Source organism: Shigella flexneri 2a str. 301 (assembly GCF_000006925.2).
Taxonomy (GTDB): Bacteria; Pseudomonadota; Gammaproteobacteria; order Enterobacterales; family Enterobacteriaceae; genus ECMA0423.
The window spans coordinates 3744195-3757801 of record NC_004337.2 but is presented as its reverse complement, the minus strand read 5'-3'; the positions used below and the strand labels follow the sequence as shown (position 1 = coordinate 3757801).

Genomic DNA, 13607 nt, shown 5'->3' with positions numbered 1-13607 from the left:
ATCGATAAAATAGCCTCTGAAGATCAAAATATACGACCGCTCGCGGCAAGCCGATGCCAGATTTGCGCTTTTTTTTCGTCGTGCCCCGCAAAATTGCATTCCAGTTAACGCGCTGGCTGTATTTGCCGCACCGCGCAGGTATACTCCTTTCCTGGTTTTTTTAATCACTACGTCGGGAGTTGTTACCCCCCATGCAAGAAATTATGCAATTTGTTGGCCGTCATCCCATACTGAGTATCGCCTGGATCGCGTTACTGGTGGCGGTTCTTGTGACTACGTTTAAGAGCCTGACCTCGAAAGTGAAGGTGATTACTCGTGGTGAAGCTACGCGTCTGATCAACAAAGAAGACGCTGTGGTTGTGGATTTACGTCAGCGTGATGACTTCCGTAAAGGCCATATCGCAGGTTCTATCAATCTGTTGCCGAGCGAAATCAAAGCCAACAATGTTGGTGAGCTTGAGAAGCACAAAGACAAATCGGTTATCGTGGTAGACGGTTCTGGCATGCAGTGCCAGGAGCCTGCAAACGCGCTGACGAAAGCTGGTTTTGCGCAAGTATTCGTGCTGAAAGAGGGCGTTGCTGGCTGGGCTGGCGAAAACTTGCCTCTGGTGCGCGGCAAATAATTTACCTGTCGTCTTTCATGATGCAGGCCGTTAGCTGCAATTAGGCCCCCAGCGACTTATTGTTATAAGCTTCTGGGGACACTCCATTTTGCAGCCGCCCTGCAACATGAAATTTCAGGGTAAAAAAACAGGAGCTAAATTATGGCCAATGTTGAAATCTATACCAAAGAAACCTGCCCGTATTGCCATCGTGCAAAAGCACTGCTGAGCAGCAAGGGCGTGAGTTTCCAGGAGTTGCCGATCGATGGCAATGCCGCCAAGCGTGAAGAGATGATCAAACGCAGCGGTTGCACCACGGTTCCCCAGATTTTTATTGACGCACAGCACATTGGCGGCTGTGATGACTTGTATGCATTGGATGCACGTGGTGGACTGGATCCCCTGCTGAAATAACGTGTGAACGTTGGTATTACATTGCGCAGTATTTAAGGACAACACTTAAGGGTTTTCTACACATGTCAGAACAAAACAACACTGAAATGACTTTCCAGATCCAACGTATTTATACCAAGGATATCTCTTTCGAAGCGCCGAACGCGCCGCACGTTTTCCAGAAAGATTGGCAACCAGAAGTTAAACTTGATCTGGATACGGCATCTTCCCAACTGGCAGATGACGTATACGAAGTGGTACTGCGTGTTACCGTAACGGCCTCCTTGGGCGAAGAAACCGCGTTCCTGTGTGAAGTTCAGCAGGGCGGTATTTTCTCCATCGCGGGTATCGAAGGCACCCAGATGGCACATTGCCTGGGCGCATACTGCCCGAACATTCTGTTCCCGTATGCTCGTGAGTGCATCACCAGCATGGTATCCCGCGGTACATTCCCGCAACTGAACCTTGCGCCGGTTAACTTCGATGCGCTGTTCATGAACTATTTGCAGCAGCAGGCTGGCGAAGGTACTGAAGAACATCAGGATGCCTGATGAACCAACGTAATGCTTCAATGACTGTGATCGGTGCCGGCTCGTACGGCACCGCTCTTGCCATTACCCTGGCAAGAAATGGCCACGAGGTTGTCCTCTGGGGCCATGACCCTGAACATATCGCAACGCTTGAACGCGACCGCTGTAACGCCGCGTTTCTCCCCGATGTGCCTTTTCCCGATACGCTCCATCTTGAAAGCGATCTCGCCACTGCGCTGGCAGCCAGTCGTAATATTCTCGTCGTCGTACCCAGCCATGTCTTTGGTGAAGTGCTGCGCCAGATTAAACCGCTGATGCGTCCTGATGCGCGTCTGGTGTGGGCGACCAAAGGGCTGGAAGCGGAAACCGGACGTCTGTTACAGGACGTGGCGCGTGAGGCCTTAGGCGATCAAATTCCGCTGGCGGTTATCTCTGGCCCAACGTTTGCGAAAGAACTGGCGGCAGGTTTACCGACAGCTATTTCGCTGGCCTCGACCGATCAGACCTTTGCCGATGATCTCCAGCAGCTGCTGCACTGCGGCAAAAGTTTCCGCGTTTACAGCAACCCGGATTTCATTGGCGTGCAGCTTGGCGGCGCGGTGAAAAACGTCATTGCCATTGGCGCGGGGATGTCTGACGGTATCGGTTTTGGTGCGAATGCGCGTACGGCGCTGATCACCCGTGGGCTGGCTGAAATGTCGCGTCTTGGTGCGGCGCTGGGTGCCGATCCTGCCACCTTTATGGGCATGGCGGGGCTGGGCGATCTGGTGCTTACCTGTACCGACAACCAGTCGCGTAACCGCCGTTTTGGTATGATGCTCGGTCAGGGCATGGATGTACAAAGCGCGCAGGAGAAGATTGGTCAGGTGGTGGAAGGCTACCGCAATACGAAAGAAGTCCGCGAACTGGCGCATCGCTTCGGCGTTGAAATGCCAATAACCGAGGAAATTTATCAAGTATTATATTGCGGAAAAAACGCGCGCGAGGCAGCATTGACATTATTAGGTCGTGCACGCAAGGACGAGCGCAGCAGTCACTAACCCCAGGGAACCTTTGTTACCGCTATGACCCGGCCCGCGCAGAACGGGCCGGTCATTATCTCATCGTGTGGAGTAAGCAATGTCGTGTGAAGAACTGGAAATTGTCTGGAACAATATTAAAGCCGAAGCCAGAACGCTGGCGGACTGTGAGCCAATGCTGGCCAGTTTTTACCACGCGACGCTACTCAAGCACGAAAACCTTGGCAGTGCACTGAGCTACATGCTGGCGAACAAGCTGTCATCGCCAATTATGCCTGCTATTGCTATCCGTGAAGTGGTTGAAGAAGCCTACGCCGCTGACCCGGAAATGATCGCCTCTGCGGCCTGTGATATTCAGGCGGTGCGTACCCGCGACCCGGCAGTCGATAAATACTCAACCCCGTTGTTATACCTGAAGGGTTTTCATGCCTTGCAGGCCTATCGCATCGGTCACTGGTTGTGGAATCAGGGGCGTCGCGCATTGGCAATCTTTCTGCAAAACCAGGTTTCTGTGACGTTCCAGGTCGATATTCACCCGGCAGCAAAAATTGGCCGTGGCATTATGCTCGACCACGCCACGGGCATCGTTGTGGGTGAAACGGCGGTAATTGAAAACGACGTATCGATTCTGCAATCTGTGACGCTTGGCGGTACGGGTAAATCTGGTGGTGACCGTCACCCGAAAATTCGTGAAGGTGTGATGATTGGCGCGGGCGCGAAAATCCTCGGCAATATTGAAGTTGGTCGCGGCGCGAAGATTGGCGCAGGTTCCGTGGTGCTGCAACCGGTGCCGCCGCATACAACCGCCGCTGGCGTTCCGGCTCGTATTGTCGGTAAACCAGACAGCGATAAGCCATCAATGGATATGGACCAGCATTTCAACGGTATTAACCATACATTTGAGTATGGGGATGGGATCTAATGTCCTGTGATCGTGCCGGATGCGATGTAATCATCTATCCGGCATACAGTAACTAATCTCTCAACAACGCTCCCGGATATCCCAGCTGCCGCCAGGCTTCATACACCACTACCGACACCGCATTGGACAGATTCATGCTGCGGCTGTCCGGCACCATCGGAATGCGAATTTTTTGTTCAGCGGGCAGGGCATCAAGAATGCTCGCTGGCAGGCCGCGTGTTTCCGGGCCGAACATCAGATAATCGCCATCCTGATAGCTTACGGCGCTGTGAGCAGGCGTACCTTTCGTGGTGAGGGCAAACAGGCGCTGGGGATTTTCTGCTTCGAGGAACGCGCGATAGTCATGATGACGCGTAACGGCGGTAAACTCGTGATAGTCCAGCCCCGCGCGGCGCAGGCGCTTGTCGTCCCAGGCAAATCCCATCGGTTCGATGATATGTAGACGAAAGCCGGTATTAGCGCAAAGACGGATGATGTTGCCAGTATTTGGCGGAATTTCTGGTTCGTAAAGTACGATGTTTAGCATACTGCCCCCTTAGTGCGGGGGCAGGATAGCAGAAAATTGGTGAACCGTGCGGCCTTTTCCCCTCACCCCGGCCCTCCCCGGAGGGGCGAGGGAGAAAAAAAGAGTGCGGTGTCGTTTCAGAGTGAGGGAGTACATACAGCGCCGAACGGTCCCCTCTCCCTGAGGGAGAGGGTTAGGGTGAGGGGGCGCAAACGACTATGCCGCATTCCCTTTCGCCATCGGAGCCAGTGCCGTAGGCAACTCTTTACCCAGCCCCTGCACCAGCGAATCTTGCGTAATTTCACTGATCGATTTCGCGCCAGTCAGCGTCATCGCCACTTTCATCTCTTTTTCGATCAGATTTAGCAGGTTAGCTACACCCGCCTGGCCCGCTGTTGCCAGCGCATACAGGAAAGCACGACCCAGCAGTACGGTGTCGGCACCGAGCGCAATCATACGCACGACATCAAGCCCGTTACGAATTCCGCTATCCGCCAGAATGGCGATATCACCTTTCACCGCATCTGCAATAGCGGGCAACGCACGAGCGGAAGAGAGTACACCGTCCAGCTGGCGGCCACCGTGGTTAGAAACCACAATTCCATCAGCACCAAAACGTACTGCATCGCGCGCATCTTCCGGATCGAGGATCCCTTTGATCACCATCGGGCCATCCCAGAAATCGCGGATCCACTCAAGGTCTTTCCATGAGATGGACGGATCGAAGTTATTCCCCAGCCAGCCGATGTAATCTTCCAGTCCGGTCGGTTTGCCGAGATAAGCTGAGATATTACCTAAATCATGTGGACGACCGTTCAGGCCCACATCCCACGCCCATTGCGGATGCGTCACCGCCTGCAAGTAGCGGCGCATTGCCGCATTTGGGCCGCTCATACCTGAATGCGCATCACGGTAGCGTGCGCCCGGTGTCGGCATATCCACGGTGAAAACCAGCGTCGAACAACCCGCTGCTTTTGCTCGCTCCAGCGCGTTACGCATAAAGCCGCGATCGCGCAGTACATAAAGCTGGAACCACATTGGGCGCTTGATGGCTGGCGCGACTTCTTCAATCGGGCAAACGGAAACCGTCGAGAGAGTAAACGGAATGCCATGCGCGTCCGCCGCTTTGGCTGCCTGAACTTCGCCACGACGCGCATACATGCCACACAAACCCACCGGTGCCAGTGCTACCGGCATCGACAATTTCTCATTAAACAGCGTCGTTTCCAGGCTTAAGTCGGACATGTTTTTCAGAATACGCTGGCGCAGTGCCACTTCTGACAAATCTTCCACGTTGCGGCGCAGCGTGTATTCAGAATATGCACCACCATCCATATAGTGGAACAGGAACGGCGGCAGAATGCGTTGCGCTGCGGCGCGATAATCGCTGGCTGCGGAAATAATCATGCGTTTTTCTCCCTCGAATGCTCATTATGCTCACCGGGCAGGCGGGTAATCCGTGCGTGGCGAGCCTGATCTTCATCGAATCGTTTCATGGTGGTGTGAACAAAACTAAGGTGCGCCATCATTGCTTTACGCGCCCCGTCGGCATCACCAGCAAAAATGGCGTCAATGACAGCCTGATGTTGTTCGGTCAGTTGTGAAAAAACCGGTGGCACCAGATACATCCGCTGACGGCTATGCTTCACTGAGGATTGCAGGACATCGAAGAAACCGCGCATGGTTTGCAGCAGCACGATGTTATGTGAGGCTTCGGCAATCGCCAGATGAAAACGAACGTCCGCTTGTGAGGCGATATCCGGGTCTTCACTTAGCGTTGCTTCAAAGCAAAGCTGAATCTTTTCTTTGTCGCCAGGTGTGGCGCGCATTGCCGCATGCCATGCGGTGCTGGCTTCAATGGCGTAGCGGGCTTCCAGAATATCGAAACTGTAATCCGGATCATCGGCCATCAGCGTTTTTAGCGGCTGGACGATGTTTTGCTCCGACCATGTGTCATGACGCCAGCGAATAAACGTCCCGCCGCCGCGTCGACTGAGCAGCACGCCTTCGCTCACCAGTTTTGCCAGCGCCTCGCGTAGTGAATTACGTGATACGCCGAGTTGCATCGCCAGTTGGCGCTCAGCGGGCAACTTCATGCCCGCTTCCAGGTTTTTTTCATCAATCAGCGCCCGCACACGATCGGCAACCTCGTCTGACAGGCGTCTGGGTAAAACAATCATTAAGGAATCATCCACGTTAAGACATAAGCCTGAAGCGTGGTGATCACGCCCACCATACAGGTGAAGATCAGGCTGTGTTTGACAGTAAAGCGGAACAAATCAGACTCTTTGCCCACCAGGCCTACCGCCGCACAGGCGATAGCGATAGATTGCGGGGAGATCATCTTACCGGTGACGCCACCGGTGGTATTGGCGGCAACCAGCAACAGATCAGAGACGCCAATTTGTTGTGCTGCGGTGGCTTGCAGCGCGGCGAACAGGGCGTTAGATGAGGTATCCGACCCGGTCAGGAATACCCCCAGCCAGCCGAGGAACGGCGAGAAGAAGGTGAATGCATGACCGGTGTGCGCCAGTGCCAGTGCCAGTGTTGATGACAGTCCGGAATAGTTCGAGATAAAGGCGAACGCCAGCACCATGCCGATGGAGTAGATGGGTAGAGCCAGTTCTTTCAGCGTGCTGCCGAAGGTGCTGATAGCGTCAGACGGTTTCATCTTCAGCCAGACAATCGAGAGCAGTGCAGCAAACAGAATGGCGGTGCCGGTGGCAGAGAACCAGTCAAACTTAAACACGGCGGCATAGGCTGTAGCCTCGCTGACCACTGGTGGCATACGGGCAACCAGTTTATTGAGGTACGGCACCGGAATGTTGATCACCCACTCATACAGCGCACCACCCGATGCGAACAGGGCTTTAAACGGCGGGATGCTCCACAGTGTTACGGTAGCGGTCAGGAACAGGAACGGTGTCCAGGCACGTAACACCTGACCCGCGGTGTAACCGGTGTGGGCCAGCGTCATATCAACCTGTGACGCCCCCAAGTCACCGAAGCGGAATACGCGAACTGGTTGCCAGCGTTTGAGGAACAGCGTCAGGCAGAGCAGTGATACCAGCGAAGAGATAATGTCCGGCAGCTCCGGCCCAATGAAGTTAGAGCTAAGGTACTGAGCGATGGCAAACGAGCCGCCTGCAACCACGACCGCAGGCCACGTCTCTTTGATACCGCGCCAGCCGTCCATAATCGCCATGATCCAGAACAGCACGATAATGGTCATAAACGGTAGCTGACGCCCCACCATCTGGCCAATCTCAAAGCTGTCGATGCCTGTTACTTGTCCGGCAACCAGGATTGGAATGCCCATCGCGCCAAATGCCACTGGCGCGGTGTTAACAATCAGGCACAGTCCGGCGGCGTACAGCGGTTTAAAACCCAGGCCGACCAGCAATGCGGCGGTAATTGCTACCGGTGCGCCAAAGCCTGCGGCTCCTTCAAGGAAAGCGCCGAAACAGAAACCGACGATCAGCATTTGCAGACGCTGGTCAGGGGTTATCGAAAGAATAGACGAGCGAATGATGTCAAACTGCCCGGTTTTCACCGAGATCTTATAGACGAACACTGCTGCAATAATGATCCACGCGATGGGCCACAAACCATAGAAGAAGCCATAAACCACCGAGGCCAGCGCGTTAGCGACCGGCATTTTATAGAACAGCAAAGCCACGGCAAGGGCGATTGCTACCGTCCATGAGGCGGCGACGTATCCTTTCAGTTTGAGCTTAATCAGCGCAAAGAAGAAAAACAGGATGGGAAGCGATGCTATCAGACTGGAAAGCCAGATATTCCCGGCGGGATCGTAGTTTTGTTGCCAGAGATTCATTGCAGGTCTCCTAGAGTCCACGCACATCGTGTAATGAGTCTGTTGCTCATCTCCTTGTCACACGTTGTGTAAAAGTGGCACTGCCAATTGTGTTGTGTAGGGATAATGACAATGAATGGTTAACTAAATGTTATGTATTGGCAATATTGATGTGAGTTTTAATTGGGGAATTGTGAACCAGAGGTCAGATAAGCGAAGAATTGGTAGGGCCAATTCTTGTGGGGGGAGATGTCTGGTAAAGAAAAGGGCAATCCTCATCAGAGAATTGCCCTTAGATTGTTGACCCGGAGCGCCTTATCTTGCCTGATGCGCGTAACGCATCAGGCAATTTGGCGTTTGCCCTTAGTCACACTAACTTAATGGATCATTACCACTGAATACCGGCACCGAGTGCGGCGGAGTATTCACCCTGGCTATTGGTACTACCTTGTAATTTGTAGACCCAACGACCATTGGCGCTCACCATCGATACACCTAAAGCAACTGCCGATTCACCGTTGTAAGTACCGCCACCAATAGAAGCCATGCTGGCACCCGGTGTATAAGCCTGCGGCAGACCGGTCATTGCCATTGCAGAAGCGATACCACCGCTCAACTTGCTTTCAGTTTTAGACAGTTTGTTATCCATCTCAACCATCCGCTGATCGGTGTATTGCTTCGTTTCCTGCGCGCTTTGCTTCAACTGCGCGTAGTTCACCGCGTCGTTGTTGTTGACGCCAGCGGAGACGTTGCTGATACGAGTCGTACTGCCGTTGCCACCACCGAGGGTGATATTGCTATAGTCGATAGAACCATCAGCTTTGGTGTCGTAGCGCACTCCGCCTGCTTCAGAAGATTTCAGCTGCGACACGTTAACCGCATCGGTGGCATTAACACTGGCAGCTACGTTGGTGATCCGGCGTTGGTTAGTAGAAGAACCTACAGAGATTGTATTTTCTTCCTCTGCAACGGAACCGGTACCCAGTGCGACGCTGTTGTCAGCGGCAGCAATGGAACCAGAACCAATAGCAACGCTATCTTTACCCTGGGCGTTGGCATCTACGCCATCGGTGTTGGTCTTGAAGTACTTGGTGCTACCGGTGGTGACAATGTCGCCAATACCGTTTTCGATATTAGTAACGCGAGTATCCAGATTAGTGACCTGATTGTTCAGGTTAGTAATGCTCTGGGTATTTTGCGCTACGCGCTCATCAGTGACTTTCAACTGACCCACGTTAACCGCATCGGTATCCGCTGAACCAGCTGCGACGTTTGTGATCTGACGTTGACCGTCTTCACTACCGACAGAAAACTCACCTACAGAGTTCTGCGGTGCGTCCATGTTGTAGGCGGTGTAGCCAGTCTGTGCACCACGGGTGGTCTGAGAACCGTTACCCATTGCGATACTGTTTGCATGGTTTGCGCGTGCGTTACTGCCGATAGCAATGCCGTTGATCGCATCAGCCAGAACCAGAGTGTTCAAACCGATACCAATACCTGCATTACCATTAACGACAGTTTTCGCACCCATTGCCAGCGAGTCTTCACCAACGGCCAGTGAGTCTTCTGCCGTTGAGTTGGCGTGAAAGTACTTGGTTGGCGTAGTGGCGACCGCTCCAATAGCGTTCTGCAACTGGCGAACCGTAACGGCGTCATGGGCTTCTGAACCATCAGCTACGTTGATGATTTGGCGGTATTTACCGTCATCACCAATTGACAATGCACCTAGCAGTTCGCCGTCAGTGGTGTCATAACCAATCACCACGCCATTTTCCGTTACGCTAGTGTCACGAGAACCTTTGGCAATCACACGGCTGGAAACGGAGCTGCTACCCAGCGCAATACCGGTATCAACGGTGCTGCTGCTGTTCTGACCAATGGCTACGCTGCTGGCACCAGACGCGACAGCGTTATAACCTACAGCTGTAGCGCCGACACCAGAGGCGCTTGCATCGTTAAAGGCTAAATCGTTGTCGTTAGTACGAACGTAGTTGATACCAGCGCCATTTTCTTCGATATAGGTTGCGTCGGTGTTACCAGCGAGCTGATTGATAATTTGGGTGTTCTGCTCAATCATCATATTCGTCGCATTCAACTGAGAACCGTTCACTGCATCGGTACTGTCCTCACTAATACTGCCATTAGCGACATTAGTGATGATGCTGGCTTTACCGTCATGGCTGGCATTGTAGGCTCCAGCACCGCCATTGGCAGTCTTATCCCACAGCAGGGCGTTATCATCAAGCGCATCCAGGGCGTCACCGACGTTGTTGTACTCGGCGTTCGCAATGGTGTAAGTCGGTGCGGTGATGGTGCCGTCAGCGTTGACTTCTGCGTCACCACCCAGCGCATCAGCGATGTACTTATTGGTGGTATAGAGTTGTGAGCCGTTAATCGCGTCGCTGCTGGCAGCAGAGATTGCACCGTTAGCGACGTTAGTGATTACACTGGCAGTTTTATCTTTTCCGTGAGCGGCGCTAAATGCACCATTTTCACCGGCGTCCGCATCCCAGAGCAGAGCGTCGTCAGGAGTGGTATCGATAGCATTCAGGGCATCACCGACATTATCGTAATCAGCATTAGCAATGGTGTACGTCGGCGCAGTGATGGTGCCGTCTGCATTGACTTCGGCACCACCCCCCAGCGCATCAACAACATAACTGCTCACGCCGTGGAGTTGTGAGCCGTTTACTGCGTCAGAACTGGAGTCTGAAATTTCACCATCTGCGACATCAGTGATCACGCTTGCGTCACCATTAGTACCGTGTTTGGCACTGAATTTACCTGCGGTGGCATCCCAAAGCAGAGCATCGCCGAGAGACGTGCTAAATGAGGAGTTAATCGCAGCCAGTGCATCGCCGACGTTATAATAATTTGTTTCACCGATTTTGTAGGTTGGACCGGTAAACACACCGTCAGTATTCACAGAAGCATTGCCGCCGAAGTAGGTGGCGATATTGCTGCTTAAGTCATAAAGCTGGCTACCGTTAATGGCATCGGAACTGGTTGCAGTGACTGTGCCGTCCAGGATATTGGTGATTTTGCTGGCGGTATTGTTGCCATGAGCTGCAGTGAAGACACCATTGTCCTTATCCCATTTCAGCGCATCCTCACCAAGATTAGTCACCGTCTCAGTCAGATTAGAGATGTTGGTGGTGTTAGTGGCGATATTGGTGGTATTCGTCGCCACGGCATCGTTGGTGGTTTTCAGCTGAGAGCCGTTAACGGCATCGGTGCTGCCAGTCGTCAGGTCGCCATCTTTAACGTTGGTTATTTTGCTGGTGGTCTCGGTGCCATGAGCTGCCGTGAATACACCATTGTCCTTATCCCATTTCAGCGCATCCTCACCAAGATTAGTCACCGTCTCAGTCAGGTTAGAGATGTTGGTGGTGTTAGTGGCAATATTGGAAGTGTTATTGGCGATATTGGTGGTATTCGTCGCCACAGCATCGTTGGTGGTTTTCAGCTGAGAGCCGTTAACAGCATCAGTGCTGTCAGCCGTCAGGTCGGCATCTTTAACGTTGGTGATTTTGCTGGTGGTATCCTGGCCGTGAGCTGCACTGAATGCCTTTTTAGTTTCGTTCCAGAGCAGGGCATCAGCCTGAAGGTCACCAACGGAATCCGTCAGGTTGGTGATATTGGTGGTGTTGGCTTCGACATCGTCATTGGTAGCTTTCAGTTGGGAACCGTTAACCGCATCCTTACTGGAGGCTGAAATCGTGCCATCCGCAACATCGGTGATTACGCTGGCAGTTGGGCTACTAGTACCATGAGCAGCGCTGTATTTGCCTTTGGTTTGGTCCCATTGCAGGGTGTTTTCATCAAGTACAGCGAGCGCAGCCCCTACGTTATTTTTGCTACCATTTTTTAAATTGTAGGTTGGTGCTGTAACAGTACCGTCATCAACATCTACTGCAGCCCCTCCTCCAAGCCTTTTTTGCTACCGAGTCGCTAATGGCATAAAGCTGTGAACCATTAATGGCATCGTAACTGTCAGACTTGATCGCGCCATTTTTCACATTAACGATCTTGCGTTTTAATGAACTATTGCCGACAGAGACGGTATTGTCTAAATCCGCAATGGAATCTGCGCCCAGCGCGACAGAGTTAATACCGTTGGCACTGCTATTACTACCAAGCGCAAGACTCTTATCACCAGTTGCATTACTGGCTGTGCCTAAGGCAATGGTGTTTAAGCCTCTCGACTGGCTACCATTACCCAGAGCGATGGCATCCACGCCATCAGCTTTGTTGCCCTGGCCTATGGCGATTGCATTATCTGCCAGAGCCTGGCTGCCATTTCCTAATGCGATAGTATTGACTTTATCGGCAAGGCTTCCGAACCCCATTGCCATGCTATTAGTCCCTTTTGCCTTCGCATTATTGCCAATAGCAGTTGCATTTTCAGCGGCTTCGGTCTCAGCACCTATCGCAATAGCGTTCGCTGCGCTGGCAAGTGATTGTCTGCCAAATGCGAGGCTGTCAGTACCGCTAGCTACACTGCTACGCCCCAGGGCAATGGCGTTTGCTCCTTCCGCTTTGGAAGAGTCCCCCATAGCAATAGACAATTTACCCAATGCTTTTGAATAACGGCCGAGGGCCATTGAGTATTGGCCCAATGAATACGAAGAGGCACCCAGTGCTATACTTCTATCGCCTTCTGATATTGCACTAACCCCAAAGGCCATTGATGCACCACCAATCGCATGGGTTTTTGACCCGATGGCAGAGCTATATTGGCCTTCAGCTATAGCGTCATAACCCACAGCAGTACTGGAACCACTGGTGTTCATAAAAGTATTTGCTTTCGCCCCTTTGCCTATAGCAACCCAGCCGTCGCCAGCTGATCCACTACCGTAATCAACACCCTGACCGTTGTCATTCCCGGCATTCGCCAATGCCCCAAACGACGACAACATTCCACCCGCAACCAGCGCAGAAATTAACAGCTTACTGCGCCCAGATTTCTTGCCACGGCTTTTTGCCGTTTCGCTGGTAACAGTATAATTCCCTGTCGCAGGGTTCCAGATAACTTTAAATATTTTGTTCATTAATGATGCTCGCTATTCCTTGTTATAAGCGTACTAACTGCATTTATTTTTTGCTTCTTTTCTGCCGATTTTCAGCAGAGGGAAGATTGTCGAACTGAATATTTTCCATGTTGATGGCTAACTTCAGATATCCCAGGTTATTGGGCGATACACCCTTCAGGGTCAAATTAATGTCTTGCCATTGACCTGGTAATAATTTCAATGTGGATTTCATTGATGTGTTGAAAAGTAATTGTTGCCACCGGGCAAACTCTTTGGCATCGACAGGTTTTTCACCACCCCATGTCGCATTAAAACCAATGTTTGAGATAGGTGTACTTAATAAGTTGACCAGTGAGATATGAATAACACTACCATTCTCTGTGGCGTCAATGGATAACACTCGACCCGCTAAAGCCACCGAACCGTTGTTCAGGATGAAATACTTCGTTTTTGCTGGGTTAAACTCGGTAAAAATAAAAGTATTTTGTTGGTCTTTAACGGATTTAATTACGTGAGTTAAAGTCTTTGTACTGTTTATTATGCCAGTTTGTTGTTTTTGAATAGTTTCGAGTTGACTCTTTAGCTGTGCTTGTTGTTTTTCAAGTAGCACAATTTTATTATTATGTTCTTCTTGTTGTTTCAGTAAACTACTTTATGGCTTGCCTTCTTCAATGTAGTCACATCCCGTTAATGCGCAGAGAACTGAAACAGTGACAGCACTGAAAAAAATCTTCTTCAAGTTCATGTAAAAATCCTTATTTCCTCCGACCAGCGCTCAATGCCGGTAGA

12 protein-coding genes are annotated in these 13607 nt (G+C 51.8%); 5 read left to right on the top strand and 7 right to left on the bottom strand.

Annotated features, from left to right (window positions below; translation table 11 throughout):
• Nucleotides 1-191: 191 nt before the first annotated feature.
• From yibN to cysE, 5 genes are all read left to right on the top strand, one after another.
• Nucleotides 192-623: a hypothetical protein gene (gene yibN, locus SF3650; protein ID NP_709390.2), complete on the top strand. Its 432-nt coding sequence runs from the start codon at nucleotides 192-194 to the stop codon at nucleotides 621-623.
• 141 nt (nucleotides 624-764) lie between these two features.
• Nucleotides 765-1016 (top strand): glutaredoxin, encoded by a 252-nt coding sequence (grxC, locus tag SF3649; protein ID NP_709389.1) that lies wholly within the window; start codon nucleotides 765-767, stop codon nucleotides 1014-1016.
• Nucleotides 1017-1078: 62 nt separating this feature from the next.
• Nucleotides 1079-1546, top strand: a complete 468-nt coding sequence (gene secB / locus SF3648; protein NP_709388.1) for a preprotein translocase subunit SecB — start codon at nucleotides 1079-1081, stop codon at nucleotides 1544-1546.
• Nucleotides 1546-2565 carry an NAD(P)H-dependent glycerol-3-phosphate dehydrogenase gene (gpsA, locus tag SF3647; RefSeq protein ID NP_709387.1) on the top strand — a complete coding sequence of 340 codons (1020 nt, stop codon included), beginning with the start codon at nucleotides 1546-1548 and terminating at the stop codon, nucleotides 2563-2565. The genes secB and gpsA overlap by 1 nt, the downstream gene beginning before the upstream one ends.
• A gap of 79 nt (nucleotides 2566-2644) precedes the next feature.
• Nucleotides 2645-3466, top strand: a complete 822-nt coding sequence (gene cysE, locus SF3646; RefSeq protein ID NP_709386.1) for a serine acetyltransferase — start codon at nucleotides 2645-2647, stop codon at nucleotides 3464-3466.
• Nucleotides 3467-3518: 52 nt separating this feature from the next.
• Here the strand turns inward: cysE and yibK are convergent, their stop codons facing one another.
• The 7 genes from yibK to SF3639 all read right to left on the bottom strand — a co-directional run bounded on the left by yibK (nucleotide 3519) and on the right by SF3639 (nucleotide 13428).
• On the bottom strand, nucleotides 3519-3992 hold the full coding sequence (gene yibK, locus SF3645; protein NP_709385.1) for an rRNA methylase: 474 nt from the start codon (nucleotides 3990-3992) through the stop codon (nucleotides 3519-3521).
• A gap of 195 nt (nucleotides 3993-4187) precedes the next feature.
• Nucleotides 4188-5378, bottom strand: coding sequence for an L-lactate dehydrogenase (gene lldD, locus SF3644; protein ID NP_709384.1), 1191 nt, complete (start codon nucleotides 5376-5378; stop codon nucleotides 4188-4190).
• Entirely contained in the window at nucleotides 5375-6151 is a 777-nt protein-coding gene (gene lldR / locus SF3643; protein ID NP_709383.2) for a DNA-binding transcriptional repressor LldR, read from the bottom strand. The genes lldD and lldR overlap by 4 nt, the downstream gene beginning before the upstream one ends.
• Nucleotides 6151-7806 carry an L-lactate permease gene (gene lldP, locus SF3642; protein ID NP_709382.2) on the bottom strand — a complete coding sequence of 552 codons (1656 nt, stop codon included), beginning with the start codon at nucleotides 7804-7806 and terminating at the stop codon, nucleotides 6151-6153. Before lldP ends, lldR begins: the two co-directional genes overlap by 1 nt.
• Nucleotides 7807-8173: 367 nt before the next feature.
• Nucleotides 8174-11146, bottom strand: coding sequence for a hypothetical protein (locus SF3641; RefSeq protein NP_709381.1), 2973 nt, complete (start codon nucleotides 11144-11146; stop codon nucleotides 8174-8176).
• A 541-nt stretch (nucleotides 11147-11687) separates the two neighbouring features.
• Nucleotides 11688-12836 carry a hypothetical protein gene (locus SF3640; RefSeq protein NP_709380.1) on the bottom strand — a complete coding sequence of 383 codons (1149 nt, stop codon included), beginning with the start codon at nucleotides 12834-12836 and terminating at the stop codon, nucleotides 11688-11690.
• Between the two features lie 43 nt (nucleotides 12837-12879).
• A complete protein-coding gene (locus SF3639) occupies nucleotides 12880-13428 on the bottom strand; it encodes a hypothetical protein (protein NP_709379.1) in 549 nt (182 codons plus the stop codon).
• Nucleotides 13429-13607 lie beyond the last annotated feature (179 nt).